Annotated in this window: 22 protein-coding genes; 7 read left to right on the forward strand and 15 right to left on the reverse strand. The window is 68.9% G+C overall.

The window, feature by feature from the left end:
- Positions 1-52 precede the first annotated feature (52 nt).
- Both PIR02_11990 and PIR02_11995 read right to left on the reverse strand, forming a co-directional pair.
- Complete coding sequence (locus PIR02_11990) at positions 53-1,030, reverse strand: hypothetical protein (protein ID WZH35494.1); 978 nt, start codon at positions 1,028-1,030, stop codon at positions 53-55.
- A gap of 10 nt (positions 1,031-1,040) precedes the next feature.
- Entirely contained in the window at positions 1,041-1,970 is a 930-nt protein-coding gene (locus tag PIR02_11995; protein WZH35495.1) for a DMT family transporter, read from the reverse strand.
- 80 nt (positions 1,971-2,050) lie between these two features.
- Here PIR02_11995 and PIR02_12000 point away from each other — a divergent pair, with 80 nt between their 5' ends.
- Both PIR02_12000 and PIR02_12005 read left to right on the forward strand, forming a co-directional pair.
- Positions 2,051-2,515: an Lrp/AsnC family transcriptional regulator gene (locus PIR02_12000; protein WZH35496.1), complete on the forward strand. Its 465-nt coding sequence runs from the start codon at positions 2,051-2,053 to the stop codon at positions 2,513-2,515.
- Between the two features lie 89 nt (positions 2,516-2,604).
- Positions 2,605-3,303 (forward strand): hypothetical protein, encoded by a 699-nt coding sequence (locus PIR02_12005; protein ID WZH35497.1) that lies wholly within the window; start codon positions 2,605-2,607, stop codon positions 3,301-3,303.
- Positions 3,304-3,306: 3 nt separating this feature from the next.
- Here PIR02_12005 and PIR02_12010 read toward each other — a convergent pair whose 3' ends face one another.
- Positions 3,307-3,492, reverse strand: a complete 186-nt coding sequence (locus PIR02_12010) for a hypothetical protein (GenBank protein ID WZH35498.1) — start codon at positions 3,490-3,492, stop codon at positions 3,307-3,309.
- Between the two features lie 135 nt (positions 3,493-3,627).
- Here PIR02_12010 and PIR02_12015 point away from each other — a divergent pair, with 135 nt between their 5' ends.
- Both PIR02_12015 and PIR02_12020 read left to right on the forward strand, forming a co-directional pair.
- Complete coding sequence (locus PIR02_12015; protein ID WZH35499.1) at positions 3,628-4,032, forward strand: VOC family protein; 405 nt, start codon at positions 3,628-3,630, stop codon at positions 4,030-4,032.
- Positions 4,029-4,310 (forward strand): helix-turn-helix domain-containing protein, encoded by a 282-nt coding sequence (locus PIR02_12020; GenBank protein WZH35500.1) that lies wholly within the window; start codon positions 4,029-4,031, stop codon positions 4,308-4,310. The genes PIR02_12015 and PIR02_12020 overlap by 4 nt, the downstream gene beginning before the upstream one ends.
- Positions 4,311-4,544: 234 nt before the next feature.
- Here PIR02_12020 and PIR02_12025 read toward each other — a convergent pair whose 3' ends face one another.
- The 4 genes from PIR02_12025 to PIR02_12040 form a co-directional block, all read right to left on the reverse strand.
- Positions 4,545-6,581: a GDSL-type esterase/lipase family protein gene (locus PIR02_12025; protein WZH35501.1), complete on the reverse strand. Its 2,037-nt coding sequence runs from the start codon at positions 6,579-6,581 to the stop codon at positions 4,545-4,547.
- 228 nt (positions 6,582-6,809) lie between these two features.
- Positions 6,810-7,994, reverse strand: coding sequence for a hypothetical protein (locus tag PIR02_12030; protein WZH35502.1), 1,185 nt, complete (start codon positions 7,992-7,994; stop codon positions 6,810-6,812).
- Positions 7,991-8,635 carry a response regulator transcription factor gene (locus PIR02_12035; protein ID WZH35503.1) on the reverse strand — a complete coding sequence of 215 codons (645 nt, stop codon included), beginning with the start codon at positions 8,633-8,635 and terminating at the stop codon, positions 7,991-7,993. The genes PIR02_12030 and PIR02_12035 overlap by 4 nt, the downstream gene beginning before the upstream one ends.
- 142 nt (positions 8,636-8,777) lie before the next feature.
- Positions 8,778-9,677, reverse strand: a complete 900-nt coding sequence (locus PIR02_12040) for a LysR substrate-binding domain-containing protein (GenBank protein WZH35504.1) — start codon at positions 9,675-9,677, stop codon at positions 8,778-8,780.
- Positions 9,678-9,782: 105 nt separating this feature from the next.
- Between PIR02_12040 and PIR02_12045 the strand changes: the two genes are divergently transcribed.
- Positions 9,783-10,445, forward strand: coding sequence for a LysE family translocator (locus PIR02_12045; protein WZH35505.1), 663 nt, complete (start codon positions 9,783-9,785; stop codon positions 10,443-10,445).
- A gap of 46 nt (positions 10,446-10,491) precedes the next feature.
- Here PIR02_12045 and PIR02_12050 read toward each other — a convergent pair whose 3' ends face one another.
- The 5 genes from PIR02_12050 to PIR02_12070 form a co-directional block, all read right to left on the reverse strand.
- Entirely contained in the window at positions 10,492-10,623 is a 132-nt protein-coding gene (locus PIR02_12050; GenBank protein ID WZH35506.1) for a hypothetical protein, read from the reverse strand.
- Between the two features lie 84 nt (positions 10,624-10,707).
- On the reverse strand, positions 10,708-11,904 hold the full coding sequence (locus PIR02_12055; GenBank protein ID WZH35507.1) for an MFS transporter: 1,197 nt from the start codon (positions 11,902-11,904) through the stop codon (positions 10,708-10,710).
- Between the two features lie 16 nt (positions 11,905-11,920).
- The gene (locus PIR02_12060; protein WZH35508.1) at positions 11,921-12,271 is read right to left on the reverse strand and encodes a hypothetical protein; all 351 of its coding nucleotides are present in this window, start codon (positions 12,269-12,271) and stop codon (positions 11,921-11,923) included.
- Between the two features lie 40 nt (positions 12,272-12,311).
- The gene (locus PIR02_12065) at positions 12,312-12,866 is read right to left on the reverse strand and encodes a GNAT family N-acetyltransferase (GenBank protein ID WZH35509.1); all 555 of its coding nucleotides are present in this window, start codon (positions 12,864-12,866) and stop codon (positions 12,312-12,314) included.
- 177 nt (positions 12,867-13,043) lie between these two features.
- Positions 13,044-14,468, reverse strand: coding sequence for an FAD-binding oxidoreductase (locus PIR02_12070; protein WZH35510.1), 1,425 nt, complete (start codon positions 14,466-14,468; stop codon positions 13,044-13,046).
- Positions 14,469-14,509: 41 nt separating this feature from the next.
- Between PIR02_12070 and PIR02_12075 the strand changes: the two genes are divergently transcribed.
- Positions 14,510-15,454 (forward strand): sigma-70 family RNA polymerase sigma factor, encoded by a 945-nt coding sequence (locus tag PIR02_12075; GenBank protein WZH35511.1) that lies wholly within the window; start codon positions 14,510-14,512, stop codon positions 15,452-15,454.
- Positions 15,455-15,493: 39 nt separating this feature from the next.
- On the opposite strand, the gene PIR02_12080 is transcribed toward PIR02_12075, so the two are convergent.
- Positions 15,494-15,940, reverse strand: coding sequence for a MarR family winged helix-turn-helix transcriptional regulator (locus tag PIR02_12080; protein ID WZH35512.1), 447 nt, complete (start codon positions 15,938-15,940; stop codon positions 15,494-15,496).
- Positions 15,941-16,058: 118 nt separating this feature from the next.
- Positions 16,059-16,487 (reverse strand): MerR family DNA-binding transcriptional regulator, encoded by a 429-nt coding sequence (locus tag PIR02_12085; protein WZH35513.1) that lies wholly within the window; start codon positions 16,485-16,487, stop codon positions 16,059-16,061.
- Between PIR02_12085 and PIR02_12090 the strand changes: the two genes are divergently transcribed.
- A complete protein-coding gene (locus tag PIR02_12090; protein WZH35514.1) occupies positions 16,471-17,151 on the forward strand; it encodes an NAD(P)H-dependent oxidoreductase in 681 nt (226 codons plus the stop codon). The two genes, PIR02_12085 and PIR02_12090, sit on opposite strands and share 17 nt — an antisense overlap.
- 56 nt (positions 17,152-17,207) lie before the next feature.
- On the opposite strand, the gene PIR02_12095 is transcribed toward PIR02_12090, so the two are convergent.
- A complete protein-coding gene (locus PIR02_12095; protein ID WZH35515.1) occupies positions 17,208-18,227 on the reverse strand; it encodes a LacI family DNA-binding transcriptional regulator in 1,020 nt (339 codons plus the stop codon).
- Positions 18,228-18,268: the final 41 nt, after the last annotated feature.

Consider the following 18,268-nt stretch of genomic DNA (forward strand, 5'->3'; position numbering starts at 1 on the left):
ACGCTAGGGAGGCGGGTTTCGCGACGAAACCTGTGTCTACACGATGACTAGTTCACAGGGAGACATCGTCGACGTCGATCGGCCCACGAGCGGCGAGAGCCTGCCTCACGGCGTCGGCGAGCTCGAAGATCTGCGCACTCCCGCGCACGGGATCGGCGGGGATGGTGCCGTCCTGAGCGAGCAGCAGCGCGGAGGGCGTCGCCGAGAATCCGAGGAGCGAGGCGACCGCTCCGTCCGGGTCGCCGAGGCGGCCCTCGGGGCGGGGCGATGAGGCCCGTACCTTCTCGAGAAGGCGTACGCGGACTCTGCCTCCCAGGAGGGACCCGTCGGGGAGGGCGTCGATGACCTCGGCGCACGGCCCGCATCCGGTCTTCACGTGAACGAGGAGGACGGCGCCGTCGGTGGTCAAGGAGGGCAGGCGCACGGGGCGCCCGTCGCTCTCGTGCACCACGACGTCGGGGATCTCCAGCGTGCGGTTCTCGTGCGTGACGCTCTCGCGCGGCCGTCCCGGACCCGCCATGATGAGGGCGGTGACGCTCGCCGCGGCGAGGGCGGACGCTGCGACGGCGAGGAGGACGTCGGGGCGCGACTCCGATGCGTGGAAGACGGGCGACGCCGTGATCGGGTCGGCGATGAGTGCGACGACGCTGAGGAGCACGAGGAGACCGTTACGCACCACGGTGCGTCTGGTGAGGGGCTGCGTCGAACCGAAGCAATTGCACGCGACGGCATCACCGGAGAGGACGACACGGACCACGAGAGCGGTGAGGACGGCGAGGAGCAGGAACGCGATCGCCGCAGCAACCCACCACACGGGTGCGGGGAGGACGAGCATCGCGATGCCGAGCGCGATCTCGGCGAACGGGTACGACCGGTAGATCCACTCGCGCCGAAAGGCGGAGGGGACGCCGAGGGCGGCGAATGTGTCGCCGGTGGCGTCGTTCGCGCGCGTTTTGGCGACTCCGCTGGTCACGAAGGTCCCGGCGATGACCACGGTCGCGATGAGCTGCAGGATGTTCCAGACCGTCACGCCAGGAAGCTTAGGCGGCTGCGGCGCGCCCCTGTCGCCGTGGCGCGAGATGAAACAGTGCCACCCCCGACACGATCAGTGCGAGGGCGACGGCGAGGCCGGCGGTGACCGGCTCACCGAGGAGCGGGACCGCGATGACCGCTGTGAGCACGGGACTGAGTGCACCCGCGGTCGAGGCGAGACTGCTGCCCAGGTTTTTCACCGCGAGCACGTAGCAGGCGGTGGAGAGGAGGCCGGTGCCCACCCCCTGCACCAGCGCGTAGGTACCGATCTGCGGCCACGAGAGTGTGCCCGCGAGCAGGTGGGAGGGCAGTACGCCGGTGACGGCGAGCGCCAGTGCAGCGACGGTCGAGGTGACGCTGATCACGACGATCACGCTGATCAGGTCGAGCCGAACGGATGCCAGTCCCACCGTGTACAGCGCCCACACGAGGCCTGCGGTCACCAGCACGGCGATGCCGCCCAGATCGGCGGATCCGCCTCGGAGGGTCGCGCTGGCCCCGACCCCCGCAACGATCGCCGCGAGCGCGATCAGACGCCCGCGCGAGACGGGGGTGCGGTGGCGCAGGGCGAGCAGGAGCGTCACGAACAGCGGGACGGTCCCGGGTACGAGCAGAGCCGTCAATCCGGCGGAGGTGAGCTGCGCGCCCCACGCGAAGAGGAGGAAATGCGGGATGCCGGCGAGGAGTACCAGGGCGAGTGCGGAGCGGCCAGCGCCTCGGAGAGTACGAAAGGTCCGCGGGATCCACGGAGCGAGCAGGAGGGCAGGGACGGCGAAACGGAGGATCGCGGCATCCGCCGTCGTCAGCCCGGCCCCCTCGAGCGCTCGCGTGGACAGGGCGAACGCCGACCACAGCGCGATCACCCCGGCCAGGGCGGTCCCTCCCACGAGGGTCTGCCGGGACAGGGCATGGCGCGGGGAGAGCGCGAAGGTGGTCACACCGCGAGCGTAGGAACGACGGTGGCGCAGTCGATTGCGAAGATTGCCCCATATCCTCCTTTCTTGGCAGAATCTGCTTCGTGAGCGCCCTCGACAGCATCGATCTCCGCATCCTCCGAGAACTGCAGCAGGACGGCCGTCTCTCGAACCAAGATCTCGCCGACCGCGTCGGTCTTTCGCCGTCGCCGTGCCTGCGTCGTGTCCGGCAGCTCGAGCGGTCGGGAATCATCGAGGGATACCGCGCTGTCGTCTCCCCGAAAGCGGTCGACCTCACCATCACGGCGTTCGTCCGCCTCCGTCTCGCCTCACACGAGGGGTCCACGGTCGACGCCGTGGAAGAGCGACTGCGGTCCATCCCGCACATCGTCGAGGCGCACCTCCTCGCCGGCGACTGGGACTACCTCGTGCGCATCGTCACGCCGAGTTTCGAGGAGTACGAGCGTCTGCTGCGCGAGCACCTCCGCGGCATCCCGTCTCTCGCATCGATCGATACGACGTTCGCGTTCGGGGTGACCAAGCCCGTGTCTCCCTTGCCGCTGGGCTGATCGGCTGACGCGGGGAACGCACGCGGCGCCGATACGATGGCGACATCTGTGGCATCCGGGACCCGCCCCGGGTCGAGAGGAGCCCTGACGTGGATGACCTCGCCCGGTGGGCGGCGGCGCTGACGACGCTCGTCGGGCTCGGCCTGACGCTCGGGCTGAACCCGGCGCTGTACGGCGCGACGGCGGACATGCTCGCGCAGAACGTCCGCGTGGTCTCCCGCATGGCGTGGATGGTGGGAGGCCTCGCCACCGGTGCGACGATCCTCTACCTGCTGCTGCAGAGCTTCGACCCCACGGAGTTCGTGACCGCGGCCGAGAGGCGCACGACCGAGGCCGTGCTGGACCGGCGGGTCGACCTCGGTGCCGGGGCCCTGTTCCTCGCGGGGGCGGTGGCCATCGTCCTCTGGCGACTGCGTGTGCCGGTGCGGCACTCGCGGACCAAGCCCGTGAAGACTCGTGCCCGCTCGTGGAGCTACTACGTGCTCGGGGTGAGCTGTTCGATCGTCGGTTTCACGACGCTGCCGATCATGTACATGACCGGGCGCGTGGCTGACGGCGTCAGTGACCACCCCGTGCTGCGCTGGCTCGCGTACACGGTCTTCCTCGTCGCGCTCGCCGCGCCGTTCGTCCTGCTGGCGACCGCGTGGTTGCATTTCCCTGCGACGGCCGCTCGTGTGAACGGGTACTACACCCGCGCGATCGACATGGATCACCGCTGGCTGTACGCCGGGGTGCTCGGGGCAGCGGGGATTGCGTGCGTGGTGCTCGGCCTCCTGCCCGGTCGGTGACCGTCAGCGCTTCGCGCGCTCCTTGCGCACCTTCGCGACGACCTTGCGGCGCACCTTCTGCACCTTCGGGTCGGTCCAGACGCGATACGCGACGGTTCCCGCGGCGACTGCGCGACCGATCGCCGTCCGAGCGAGTACGGCACCCGCGAGGCCCACGGCCCCGGTTCCCACCCAGCGTGCAACTCCCATGGCATCCCTCGATCCGTTCGTGGACGACCTACGTAACGGGATGAACCTGGGGATGCCGCGATGCTTGCGCCCCGGGCCGCGATGTGTGTGAGGCGAGTCCTTGACGGGCTACTTGTATTTTGCAAGCATGTCGTCATGAGCCTCTTCATCTCCTGCCCCGTCGACGACGTCGAACGGGCGACGGCGTTCTACACCGCCCTCGGATGGACCCTCAACCCCGAGATGTCCGACCACAACGTGTCGTGCTTCGCGATCGCTGCCGAGCAGTACGTGATGCTGTCCAGCCGCGAGATGTACGCGAGCGTGGGCGGCGTGGAAGAGCTGATCGGCGGTCCCGACACCCCCTCGAAGGTCACGGTCTCGTTCGACCTGGACAGTCGGGAGGCTGTCGACGAACTGATCGAACGCGCGCGTGCCGCGGGAGGGCGGGTCGGCGACACCGACGACTATCCCTTCATGTACCAGCGCCAGTTCGACGACCCCGATGGCTACCACTACTCGCCGTTCTGGATGAAGCCGGCGGCCGACGCGGCACCGTGAGCGATCTCGCCGCCGCTCTCGACCTCGTCGGAGCGCGGTGGGCGCTCCTCATCGTGGAACGTCTGCTCGACGAGCCGCAGCGCTATGGCGACCTGCAGCGCGACCTCGGGGTGCCGACGAACATCCTCGCCACCCGCCTGCGCGAGCTGGAAGCCGCCGGAGTGCTCCGGCGCCTCCCTCTGCATCACAACACCCGCGCCTACGCGCTCACCGATCGCGGGCTGGCGCTGCGCGAGGCGATCGAGGCGCTGGCACGGTGGGGCGGCTCGCCGCGATGAGTGGGGGAGATGGCACGTTCGCGGCGACACGGCACCACACCACGACGTCTGGCGTGGTCCCCTCATGTGAGGGACGCGTTACCCCTCGCAGAACGCCGACATCGCCGGGGGCGAGCACCTCGCACACGTCGCCGTGGAGAACGCGGTGTCGGTGGGTGCCGGCCGAGCGGCGAACGGCGGGATACGCACGAGGGGGTGCCCGGCTCTCGCGAACCGGACACCCCCTCTTCGGCGTTACTTCTGAGCGTGGCGCCGTCGGCGGCTCGCGACCAGCAGCACGCCCCCCAGGAGCATCACGCCACCGGCGAGAACTGCCGGCAGCAGCTCAGGACTGCCCGTTTGCGCGAGCTTCTTCTGGTCCGGCGTGCTCCCATTCCCCTGGGGTTGCGTCGTCGGCGAGACGCTCGGCGACGGGGTGGGCGTCGGCTGGCCGGGCGCCGGCTCGCTGGGTGCCGCCTCCACGGTCAACTCGGTGAAGGCGAACATGGCGGGAGCAACCACGCCGATCGTGAGCCGGCCCGCCGGGATCGATGTCGGCACGACCCAGGCGAAGGTGACCGTACCGTCTTCCGCCACCGTTCCGGTGGCCAGGGGCTCGGTTTCGTTCGGGACACGGTACAGTCCTGCTTCGTCACCCGGCACGAAACCGGTGCCCGTGACCGTCACGGTGTCCCCAGCCGTGGCGGCCACGGCCGACAGCGACACGGCAGTGCCGTCGGTGTTCTGCGGCACGACCGACTCGCCCAACGGGTCATCGCCCGCTCGTTCGAGTTCGCCGTCGACGACGGTGTGCACGCCCGGCTGATCTTCGGTCGGGTGGCCCGGGGTGTCGTCGCACGCGTCGCCCACGCCGTCGCCGTCTTCGTCGCTCTGGCTGTAGTTGTACACGCCGGGGCAGTTGTCGCCGTCGGTCGTGGCGTCGCCGTCCTCGGTGATCATCACGGACACGCGGGCGACCGCGCTCTGCCCATCGTCCTGGGTGACACGCACGGCGGTGTTGCCGGCGAAGAGATCCAGGAACGTGTGGCTGACCTGCGCTCCGGCGTCGAGGGCGTCGAAGGTTCCGTCGTCGTCGAAGTCCCAGTCGAAACGCAGACCGTCACCGGAACCCGATACCGAACCGCGCGCATCGAAGTCGATGGTCGATCCCACCTTCTCCACCCACGGGCCCTGAAGCCACGCCTCGGGAGCCGCGTTCTCGGTACCGTCCGGCTCGTCCGCGGCGACGAGCTCGTCGTCCGCGGAGATCGAGAGCGACGCGTCACGCGCCGAGGCCGAGACTGCGCGGTTGTCCGCCTGAATCTGCTGCGCGCGCGGCAGCACGCCGAGCTTGGTCTCGAGGTACTCGCCGAGTTTGGCGTGACCTGTGATCCCGGGGTGATACCACTCCATCTTGTCGGCGCTGTACGAGTAGTCGACGTTGCTGTCACCGTTCTGGACCGTCTCGGTCTCGAAGAAGCGGTTGATCCATCGCTTCGGGTTGTTGAAACCCTGACCGGGGTACGGTTCGTGCCCGGCGAAGAGCTTGTCGACGCCGTCGACGAAGATCGCGCGATTTGCCGGGTTGGTCGCATTCCACGCATTCACGGCGTCAATCTGCATCTGACGCGCTTTGTCTGCCAGCGCACGGACGCCCTTCGACACGTCATACGTCTTGCGCATGAAGCAGATCTGCACATAGTCGCAGATCTCGAAGGAATCGGCCGTGGTCAAGTGCGGGTATCCGACGAGGACGATGTCGGCGCCCGGCTTCAGGCGGAAGGACAGGTTCTGGAAAATGCGCTGAGTCGCTGTTCCGACCTGTGGGACGCGGGCGTTGGCGACGTCGACATTCTGTCGGCAGTCGGACGCGGATCGTGAACCCAGAACAAAGCAGTAACGGACGATGTTCTGGAAGTTGACGTCGTTTCCGCCGATGGTGAAGATCGCCAGGTCGGTGTCCGGGTCCACCTGACGGATCTGATCGGCGAGGACGTCGACGGTTTCGGCGCCGCTGTGCGCGACCGACTCGTACTGAACCGGAAGATTCGGCTGCGAGGCCAGCCAGTTCGTGTAGATGGTTGCGTAGTTGTTATGGCTGCGATAAGCGCCGGGCTCGCCGTAGTAGCCGCCGGCACCGTTCCCGGCCGAGTAGGAATCACCCAGCTGCGTCACCTTGTACGGGCGAGTCCCAGACGGCTGCTGAGCCGCGGATGCTGGAGCGGCCAGAACGCCGGATGCCAGCAGAATGCCGGCGGCGGCGGCCGCGGAAATGAGCGCGCGTAAGCGCATGTGAACCCCCTTGCAGATCCCGCCCTCACGGGTCGCGCGAGAGCCGGGTTGCTCCTGGGAAAACGCTAGAAATGACGTTAGGGAGAGCTGAGTGCTGGAAACGTAAAAGAGGTACTTCTACCTAGGGAAATGACTCTCGGTGCTGTCCTCACAGGCGATAAGAAAATCCGCGTGACCGCATATCTTTTCGTCCCGGACGCCGTTTCTGGTCGAGGCGGCAAGGTGCGCTCAGCCGAGCGGTAGTCGAGCGTGAAGGGTGCTCCCGCGTTCGCCGATTCCGCCGGCGTTCGCGGTCAGCGTGCCCCCCAGGAGCACGGCCCGACGGGATAGACGGGCCAGCCCGGAGCGTCGAGAGGTCAGCTCCATTCCTGAGCCGTCGTCGACGATCGTCACATCGACCCACCCTGACTCCGTCACATCGATCCCGATGCGCACACACGAGGCGTCACCGTGCTTCAACGCGTTGGTGATCCCTTCTTCGACGACCTGGACGAGAAGCAGCCCGAGTCCATCGCCGTTGTCCACCGCGGCGCCGCCCACCCGAGCGTCCACCGCGAGCGCACCCGCACGGTAATCATCCTCGATGTGTATCGAGGTCGGCATCCGAGCGACCAACGCGTCGAGCGCCGCCTCGACGCCTCGATCGAGGTCGGCCGGGAACAGCCTCGACGTGAGATGGCGCAGGTGCTCGTCGCGGATGACCCGGAGAGATTCCGCGACCGGCGCGAGGTCGGCGGGGGTGGCCGCGGATGTGCCTTCCGCCCTCGCGATCAAGTGTCGAACGTGGGCCTCTGCGATGACGAGCGTTCCCTGAACGGTGCCGTGCAGCTCTTGTGCGACTTCCCGGCGCACACGGATCTCCTCGGCTCGCAGTTCATCGTGGGCAGCCAGTGCCAAGGCGTGATGGCGTTCTCGCTGCCGTTGTTCGACGCGCTGGCGACGCCACAGCAGGGCGACGACCAGCCCGATCGCCAACGTGACGAGCGTCGCTCCCGCCGTGGTCGCGATCTCGGCGACGACGACGGGCGCATCGAGGTGCGTGTAGAGGCCGACGGACACCTGCGCCACGGCGCGCAGCGCACCCGACACGGCAGCGATCATCACCGCGAGCACGACCCGCATGATCGACCGTCGCCGCCCGAGGTCGACCAGTATCGCCAACCCCAGGAGCACCGCGACCGTTCCCAGGTTGATGAGCCCGCGCGCGACGAGCTCGGACACAGGACTGGGAGCCGCGGCTCGAAGGTGCACGGAGAAGATGCCCAGTGCCATCACCGATTGGGTGGTGGTCGCCACGGCGAAAAGAGACCCCACCCCCGCGATGGTTACCGCGAGTACTCGACGCTCCGCGAGCACATCTGCGGCCTCCATCGTGGTCGTCGCCGACGAGGACGCCGAGGAGCGAACCATCATCGGGTGTTGTCCAGGAACAGGCAGGCGGCCGTCACTCGCGCGTTCGTGTGCGCCGTCGCGGTGATGCCGAGCGCGAGATAGACGGCGTTCACATGATTGTCGACCGACCTCACCGCGATGCCGAGCTCCGTGGCGATGGCGGCATTCGTGAATCCAGCGGCGAGCAGCTTCAGCACCTCGAGCTGTCGGCCGCTCAGGGCATCCAGCGGCCCGTTCGGCACGACGGCCCGCTTCTCTGCGAGGCTCCGGTCCAGGACGGGGCGCCCCTGGGCTGCGCTGTTCAACGCGTGCAGGAGAGAGGCGGCCGACAGTGCGGACGTCTTCGAAAGATAGCTCCAGGCATTACGTTCCGACCGGGGGAGCGCACGGAGACGGTGACTCGCATCCGCGGCGGACAGCACCACCACGTGCAGCTTCGGCGCCCGTGCTCTCAGTTGACGGGCGAGGTCGATGCCGTCACCGTCTCCGAGATCCAGGTCCATGAGCACGACGTCGATCTCGTCCGCGGGTAACGCGCGGCCTTCTGCTGCCGAGGATGCGGATGCCCGCACGGTTGTCCCAGGGGCCGCGTGAAGGAGCCCGGTGAGCATCTGACGGTAGAGCGGCTGGTCTTCCACCACTGCCACACGCACCGTGCTCACCACGTCCCTCATGTTATCCACACGGCACCTGCCACCTCGGTGCCCGACCATGCGCAGAGTTCCGGGTGGTCTGAAGTGTGACCCGACGCATGAACACCGACGCTGCGGTCAGGGCGATGAGCTGATCTTCGAGGTCGAACCGTCACGCGGGAGATTGCACCTGGTCCCGAAGCGCGCTCAGCGCGGTCGCGACGACGCGGCTCCCACGAGGATCGCGGCGCGTGTGCGCCACGATGCGGCGCCGGACCCTCGGGTGCTCGAGAGGACGGGTGGTGAGGGTGGGTGGCAGGGCCGCCAGCGCGAGACGGGGGAGCACGGTGATGCCGAGGCCCGCCGCGACGAGGCTGAGGGCAGCATGGTGGTCGTCGAGTCGGGCGGAGTATCGAGGCGTGAAGCCGGCGGCTTGGCAGGCTCGGACGATGATCTGCCCGGTGGGGCTGTCGTAGATGTCGTGGTCGATCCAGACCTCGTGCTGCAAGCGCGCCACCTCGATGACGAATTCCGAGGCGAGCGGATGGTTCCCGGGCAGGACGACGAGGAAGTCCTCGATGACCAGCTCATGCCGGTGGTACCCGTCGATGAGTCGAGGAGGCAGGTCGACCGGTTCGTTCCGGATGTCGATGTCCGGCGCTCGGCGACCGCGACCGTCGTAGGGCTCGTTGAGGCTGATCTCGAGCGTGAGCTGCGGGTGCCGTTCGCGCAGGACCTGGGCCACGGACGGAATCCATGCCTGGGCGGCAGACGAGAAGCAGGCGATCGCGAGGTGCTCGGACTGTCCGTGACGGAGGTCGATGATCGTGCGGTCGAGCCGGTCCAGTTCGTCGATCGCGCCGCGAGCACTGTCAGCCAGGTGGAGGGCGGCTGCGGTGGGAAGGATGCCGCGCCCGTGCCGTTCGAACAGGACCAGTCCGGTCTCCCGGGCCAGGGCTTGAAGATGCTGACTGACCGTCGCCGGTGAGTAGTTCAGGTTGGCCGCGGCCGCACGAATCGAACCCGCGGCGACGACGGCGCGCAAGACGACGAGTCGCTGAGGAGTGATCATCGCACCACTGTACGGAGATAGCGAACGATCACGTAGAAAAAGCTGCTCGTGCCGATGGGTCGATCGGTCGAGCATGGACAGCAGCGGACGATCAGAGGAGGACGCGTGTCGATCGGCGAGTACCTCGGCTTCGTCGCCGTCGCCCTGGTGTTGGCGGTCACGCCCGGGCCCGACACCCTCCTGTCCCTGCGATATGCCGTGACACGTCGACCGTGGGGGATCGCCGCAGCGTCCGGGTCGACGCTCGCGATCTTCGTCTGGGCGGGCCTGACCGCCGTCGGTGTCGCGGCGGTGGTGCAGACATCGGAGCTGATCTATCGAGTGCTCTGCGCCGTCGGCGGGGTCTATCTGATGTTCCTCGGCGGCCGAGCGGTCCTTCGGGCCCGCCGGCACAAGGCATCCACCGTGAACGACCGCGGGCGACCCTCCCCACGGGCCGCTTCATCGCGACGCTCGGGAGCGGCGAACGCCTTCGTCGCCGGCATCCTGACCTCGTTGTCGAACCCGAAGACCGGACTGTTCTTCCTCGCCCTGTTCCCCGGCTACACCCCGCCCGGCGCGCATCCCCTGTTCGTCGTGGTCGTTCTCGGGGGGACGGTCGCCGCGGTCGTGTACGTCTATCTCGCGGGTCTCGTGCTGGTGGCCGACGCCGCCAACCGCTGGCTCGCCCGACCGCGCGTCACGGGGACGATCGAGCTGCTGAGCGGTCTCGTCATGATCGGCCTCGGCGTGTTCACGTTCGTTCCCGCCCTGCTCCCCGCCACCTGAGGAGGTCGCGATGCGCGACGTCGTGCGACCCGCGTCCGCGCGCGGATCACGTGTCGATGAAGCCGACAGGAAGCTGACGGGCGCTCGCCTCTCGGGCCGTCGCGGCCGCGGTCATTCCCAGCCCCGCATACAACTCGACGATCCCCGCGCCACGGGCGAGCGCCTCCCGAACGCGCACGGCGAGATCGGTGAGGGAGGCGACGCCCGCGACGAGAACACCAGAGTGGCGAGCGAGCGGCGTCGTCTCGGATGCCGCATGCTGTCACTCATCGTCGACGGCTCGGAGCAGGGGGATCGCGATCACTGCGCAGGCGACGAAGACGGCGCCGCCGACCGCGACCGGTAGAGCGACGTGCACCACGGCGAGGACGCCGCCGAGCAGCGATCCCAGGGCGAGACCCAGCAGACCGGCCACTCGGCTCGCGGCGTTGACGCGACCGCGGAGCTCCTCCGGCACGAGGCTTTGCCGGAGAGACGTCGAGCAGATGCCCCAGGCCACGGCGTGGAGGATGTAGGCAGCCAGGAGCACGGCGGCGACCACGGCATCGCGCGTGACGGCGAGAACGAGCAGTGACGCCGCCCCGATGAGCAGGCTCACCACGATCGTCCATCGATACCCGAGCCGGCGGCGGACACGCGGCGTCGCAAAGGAACCGACGAGACCACCGAGCGCGGACACGGCGAGGATCACGCCGTATCCCGTGCCGTCGAGACCGAGCTGCTCCTGGGCGAACACGACGAGGATCGAGAACGGCAGCATGTAGCCGACACTGGCGAAGGCGCCCACGACGGCGAGGCCTCCGACGACACGGTGGCGGATGAGCCAGGACGCGCCCGAAGCCGCCTCCCGTGCCACTGACCGCCGCGGAGTCTCCGGCACATCGGATGCCACGACGCGGCGCATCGGAAGCCCGAGAGCGACGAGGCCCGCCGCGGCCCACAGGCCACCCATCGCGAAGACCGGGACGGCCGCAGCCACCGAGAAAAGGAGGCCGCCGAGCGGCGGGCCGGCGAACTCGTCGGCGACGAGTTGCGCAGCCGAGAGACGTCCGTTCGCCCTGTCGAGGTCGCGGGTCGCCACGATGCTCGGGACGAGGGACACCGCGGCGTTGTCGGCCGCGCTCTCGAGAGTCCCGATCACGGCGAACGCCGCGTAGAGAAGAAGCAGTCCACCCACGTCGAGGTGAACGCAGACCGCGAGGCCGAGGACGGCGACTCCCCGAAGCATGTTGGCGACAATGAGGATCCGGCGTCGGTCGAGCCTGTCCACCCACACGCCGATCGGCAGCGCGACGAGGAGCCGAACGAGGGCGTACAGCGTCGCGAGACCGGCCACCCACCGAGGATCGTCCGTGAGCGAGGTCGCGAGCAGCGGAATCGAGACGAAGGCAACGCCGTCGGCGAGATTGGACGTCGCGTTCGCCGCCCAGAGCACGCGGAACGGCCGGCGCTGTGGCATCCGGGTCATCGTGTCCTCACACACCTCGGTCCCCACGGGCGCGCCACGCGCGGAGGGAGAGCTCGTGGAGCAGCAGGCCGAAACCGAGGGAGACGACGCCACCGATGACAGGCCACAGGTAGCCGCAGCGCCGCACCGTCGCGATGATCACGCCGATGGCTCCCAGGACGATCCCCAGAGGCGCGGCAGTCATTCCGGCGATGATGATCGGCAAGATGAGATATCCGATCGGATCATTTTTTCGTGCCAGCATCCAGATGACGACGAACGCCGCGAGGGGAATTCCTCCGACGGCGAAAGAGATCAGGCCGAAGGCTCGCTGGGCGAAGCGCTTTCGCGGCGGGGACGAGTTCGTGGGGTCCGTCATCGGCGTGGCTCGACCAGGGCGGCGTCAGGGCGCGCACGCCTCACCATGCGCGCCCCCGAAGATCGATGGATCCCGTCGGCCAGGGGCGATCATCGGCGACAGGCAGCACGAGGAGCGGCGGCCCGGGCTCCATCGTGACGGGTGTTCCGGTGCGAGATACGGAGTGCTCGGTCGCGGCGATCCGTCGCCACCCGCACGAGAGATAGAAGGGGACGACCTCCTCCCGGCAGCCGAGGTACCCGAACTCGATGCGGCCGTCGTCCGCCATCGACTCCGCCGCCCGGGCCATCAGTCTTTGGCCGAGGCCCGCTCCCCGTGCTCCTTGTGACACGAGCACGCCGCCCACCCCGGCGATGCTCACCTCCGACTCACCCACGCCGATCATTCGGTGCGCCCAGCCGACGTGGGCGACGATGCCGCCGTCGCTTGCCCGGGCGATCACGTGGGTGTCGTGGCCGGCGTATCCGTACGGCTGCTCCGGGTTCCACGGCCCGAACGCCTTGAGGTACTCGCGATCGAAGAGCAGACGCAACAGTTCGAGGTCGCGACCTGTCAGGGCCTCGTGCACGAGAACCTCGATGGAGAACCTCTTCACGGGGACCCTCCCCTTCTTACTCGGCATCGATCCTCCGCGGGTGGCCTCCGGCCGTCGAGTCCGGCTGAGCGCGGCGGCGGGGCCGACGGGTGCGCGACAGGGTTCGCGCGACACCGAAGGTGCTGGCGCGCCGTCGTGAGCTTCTCAACCGCGGGGTGCGGCGATCCTTCCGTCGCGCTACTCCATCATGTGCGTATCGAAGCTCTTCGATGAAGTCGAGTCGGCGTCCGAGAGAGCGAAGTTGCCGCGAATGATCCCGCGGGGATCGAGCGCTTCCTTGAGCCCGCGGAGTCGCCGCAGCGACTCGGCCGGGAGCGCGTCAGCAAGCTTCTCCCCGGGGGCGAGGAAGGTGATCGGCTTGCGACCCGTCACAGGAAGGGCGGCGGTGAGCCGCTCCTGCGTCGCTCGGATCGAAGCCGCGATCTCGGCCGACGCGGGCACGCCGAAGAGGTACACGGCATACGGCTCGCGGAGTGGTCCGTGCGGGCTGTCGGTCGGCTGCGCCAGGGCACCCTCGAGGTGTCGGATCTGCACCGTCATCAGAGGTGCGATCGGCTCGTTCAGGAGCGCATCGAGTGCGGTGTCGTCGAGGTGCGACAGCAGTTCCCCCCGCGAGAGGCCTGCGCCGGGGGCGGTCGGTTCCCCCGTGATGCCGCCGATGTCGGCCGCGCTGATCATCGCGCGGGTATCGCTGAGGGGCGCGGGCAGGTTCTCCACGGGTCGCATCGCCTCGCGGGCGTCCTCTTCGGAACCGAGGTACGTGGAGTCGATGGCGATCATCGGTTCCGCACCCGGGAAGTGCAGCAGCTCGAGCCACAGGGTGAGCTCGTCCGGAGCGGTCCGTGTCATGGCGCGGTACGCCTCGGCCACCGCGCGGGAGTGGGCGGTAGGCCAGAGGAGCCTCCCACCGAACAGGGTGGGGGCGGGGCGCAAGCGCACCTCCAGAGACGTGACGATCGCGAGCTCGCCGCCGCCACCGCGTAGCGCCCACAGCAGTTCGGGATCACTGTCGTCGACGCGGCGACTGGTGCCGTCGGCGAGAACGATGTCCGCGGCGAGGAGACCGTCAGCCATCCACCCGAATCGACGGCTGAACCAGCTCAGTCCACCCCCGAGCGCGGCACCGGCGACGGTGACGACGGGAGAGCTCCCGGGCAGCGCGGTGAGGGAGTGCGCCGCGGCCGCGCGCTGAAGCTCGCCGGAGCGCACGCCCGCACCGATGCGTGCGGTCCTGGCATCCGGATCCACGCTGATCGCGTCGAGGTGTCCTGTGCGGAGAAGGATCGCCCCGTCCGCGCGTCCGGTCGCCCCGTGGCCAGAGGGCTGCGCGGTCACCGGCACCGCGTGCGTCGAGGCGAAGCGCAGGACGGCGGCGACGTCGTCGGCGTCGACGGCCTCGACCACCGCGCTCGGGGACTGTTCGATCGCGAGGTTCCACGGTCGGCGTGCGCGGTCGAACTCCGCGTCTCCGGGCAGCACGACCCGTCCACGCACGACGTCGCGCAATCGGGCGAGGGGGATCTGCGGCAAGCTGTTCATGAGGCTCCTGACGGTGAGGATGGGGACGACCGGGATGGTCGCTTCGATGAGGAGTCGATCCATCGGGGCGAAACGTGACGAACATCTTCGGGGGGAGCGGAAGCATGACCGCACAGTCGGCGGGGTCGGCGGGGTCGGCGGGGTCGGCGGGGTCGGCGCTCGGCGAACTGGCGGGCCGGTTCGCGCTCCACCGCCCGAAGCTGTTCGCGATCGCGCACCGCACCCTGGGCTCACCCTGGAGCGCCGACGACGCTCTGCAGGAGGTGTGGATCCGCCTGCAGCGCGCGGACAACCTCGAGATCGACAACCTCGATGCGTGGCTCACGACCGTCGTGTCGCGTGTCTGCATCGACATGATCCGTCAGCAGGCGAGCCGACGAGAAGACCACGACGATCTCGATGCGCCGCTCGAACGTGCCGTCGCCGGTGCGACCGACGCGACAGACCCCGCGCACCGCGCGATGCGGTCGGACGATCTCGCGCTGGCGATGCAGGTCATCCTCGAGACCCTGGGTCCGCTCGAGCGGCTGGCTCTCGTGCTGCACGATGTGTTCGCGCTGTCCTACGACGACATCGCCCCCATCGTGGAGCGCAGCCCCGTGGCCGCTCGGCAGCTCGCCTCGCGCGCTCGGGCGCGCGTCCGCACCGTCGACGTGACCACGGTCCGGGCTCGACACGAGGTCGCCATCGCCGCTTTTCTCGACGCGGCCCGGGAGGGGGATTTCGCCAGGCTCCTGCAGCTGCTCGACCCCGAGATCGAGGTGCGAAGCGACGCCACCGCCGTGCGTACGTCCGCGGCCGGAGCGGCGCAGGGGGCGCCCCTGCTGGCCGATCGCGTTCTCGGCGCCGACGCGGTCGCGCGGGTGTTCGTGGGACGCGCGGCGCTGACCCGCCCCGTCGTGGTCGGCGGCGTCCCTTCGGCGGCCTACATCACGGCGGACGGGGTGAAGGCCTTCTACCTCGTCGGGTTCGAGGCGGAGAGGATCGTCAGAATCGACGTGCTCGCCGATACGGACCACCTGTCCCTGTGGACGTTCGATCGCTCGTGACCCTCCTGAGGAGGAATCGTGATGGAGCGGCGAACGGGCCTACCAGTGCCAGGCGTTCCCCCCGACGTTCTCGATCGTGCGCTGCAGCACCTGGATCGTCGTGGTGAAGTCTTCGTCGGAGATGCCCTGCATGCGCTCGGCCTGCAGATCGGCTTGCGCGGCGGCGCATCGCACGAAGACCTCCGTGCCGGCGGCTGTCGAGCGGAGCATGTTCGAGCGCTGCGCGAGCCAGCCCTTCGCCTGAGCGGAATCGATCGCTGCCTCGATCTCCGCGGGCGTCTCGTTGGGGCCGATGGTGTCCACCATGCGGATCCGATCCATGCCGTCGGGGTGGAGCGAGAGCTGATGCAGCACCCACCACTCGGGCTGAGTCACGCCGAGTTCGGCGAGGGCCGCGCGCGTCCGAGCGCCGATCGCCTCGCCGGCGCGGACCGTCCAGAATCCGAGGGGTTGTCGCGAGGCCGGTTGCATTGCGGGAGTGTTCATACGCGTGACGCTAGGTCGTGAACATTGGTTGAGGTCAAGCCGGCGATTGCACGCGGGGCAGCAGATCCTCCGCCGTGGAGGACGTGGGATCGCGGGCTGCGCCCCTCGTGCCAGGCCGTCAGCGGGCTGCCACGCGTGGCCTGTCCGTTCCGGCGACGTCGTCGACGCCGGGCAGCTCGCACAAGCGTGCATCGGAGCGCAGGTCATCGAGCACAGCATGCAGGTCAGCGATCCGACGCTCCGCCTCCCGGACGAGCTGCTCGTCCATCGCCATCCACTCCTCGAGCGGGGGATCGTCTGAGAGCGCCTCGAACAGATCCCGGATCTCGCGGACGGACAGACCGACGCGCTGTGCGACGCGCGCAACGCGCACCAAGCACGGCACGGTCTCCGAGTATCGACGCTGGTTGCCATCCGTGCGCTCCGCACGGAACAGCTCTTGTCTCTCATAGAAGCGGATTGCGGATGCCGCCACGCCACTGATCGCCGCGACCTCGCCGATCGTGAGGCGCCGGCCGCCGAAGGGTGTCGTGTCGGCGGTGTTCATGCCTCGATCATGTCTTGACCTCAACCAATGTTCAACGAGGAGCCTTGCCGACATGGATACCCCCGACGACATCGCGCGCACCCGCCCCCTGGCTCCTGACACCCCGCTTCGCATCGGTGTGGTGCTGGGCAGCACACGCCCCAGCCGTCGATCGCCGGCGATCGCGGACTGGATCCTCGCGGCACCCTTCGACGGCGTTGCATTCGAACGACTCGACCTCGTTGACGTCGGGCTGCCGCTGCTGCGGGAGCCGGTCGCGGCGGCGTTCGGGCGCTACGAGGAGCCCGAGACGAAAGCGTGGTCGCGCACCATCGACGTACTCGACGCCGTCGTGCTCGTCACGCCCGAATACAACGCATCCACCTCTGCGGCCCTGAAGAACGCACTCGACCACCTCTACGCCGAATGGCACGACAAGCCCGTGGCGTTCGTCGGCTACGGCATGGCGGGCGGCGTGCGCGCCGTGGAGCACCTGCGCACGATCACCGCGGAGCTCGGCATGGCCGGTCTGCCGCGCGCGCTTCACGTGGATATGTCGAAGGTCGTGGACGGTGTGTTTCAGGCCTCCGAAGCCGACGAGGACGCACGATCGCTGATGCTCGCCGGCCTCAGGAGGTGGGCGATCGCGTTTCGGGGCCTCCGCCGGTCAGGGCGCCCCGATTGATCGATGCGGACGAGCGCATCCTGCGCCATCGATCCGGTGATGCGCGCGAACGTCGGTCACCCGCCTGAGGTCGACCGGCCCGACGGTTCGCGGGCGCTTCGACGCACCACCAGCGACGGCTCCAACTCGATGTGGCCCACCGCGGAGTCTCGACCGGAGGCGAGGCTGAGAGCGATGTCGAGGGCGGCAGCGCCCGTCTCCTCGAAAGGCTGATGGACGGTGGTGAGCTCGAGGGCGGCGGCCACGTCGCCGTCGTCGAAGCCGACGAGGGAGACGTCGTCGGGGATACGCATCCCCGCGGCGAGGAGGATGCCCCAGGCGCGTGCGGAGAGCCCATCGTGGCTCCCGATGACCGCCGTCGCGCCGCGTCGCAGGTGATCGATCAGGCGGCTTTCCCTGTCGGAGGTGCCGGCCGCGAGCCGGTCCAGGGTCAGGAACTCCGATAGGCCTTCGTATCTCAGCATCCCGGCGGAGACGTAGTCGGAGGAACGCTGCGGATCGTGGAGGAAGAGCGCGCGACGGTGGCCGAGGCCGGCGAGGTGTTCCCCGAGAAGACGCCCCGCGAGCACGTCGTCGACGAGGACGTGTGGGGGTTCGCCCGCGGCGGCACGGCGGCGTCGGACGTCGACCAGCACGACCGGCAGGCGCGCTGCGCGACTGGCGCGTAAGGCGGAACCGCCGAGGGGAACGCCCATGACGATGAGCGCGTCGATCCCGGGCCGCGTGGGAAGAGCGTCCAGGAGCGGATGCTCCGCTGCCGCGGCCGAGGGCAGGTCGTAGGGCACGAGATCGACGGCGCGCGACCGCGCTCGTTCCATCATCCCCGCCAGTCGTCGCAGGTACGACGGGTAGCTGGCGAACGGTGCCGCGACCGCGACGCGGACCGTGTTCGTGGCGCGGGAAGAGGGCGTCGACCGGGATCGGTAGCCGAGAGCGGCGGCCGCGGCGACCACGCGCTCGCGGGTCGCCGCTGCGACACGGTGCGGGGCGTTCATGACGAGGGAGACCGTCGAGATGCTGACCCCCGCCTTCTCTGCGACGTCGTAGATCGTGACGGTTCGCGGGCCGGCTCTCATCGGTGGACATCCCCTCTGCATCGAAGTACTTCGACGAAGCA

The organism is Microbacterium enclense (assembly GCA_038182865.1).
GTDB lineage: Bacteria > Actinomycetota > Actinomycetes > Actinomycetales > Microbacteriaceae > Microbacterium > Microbacterium enclense_B.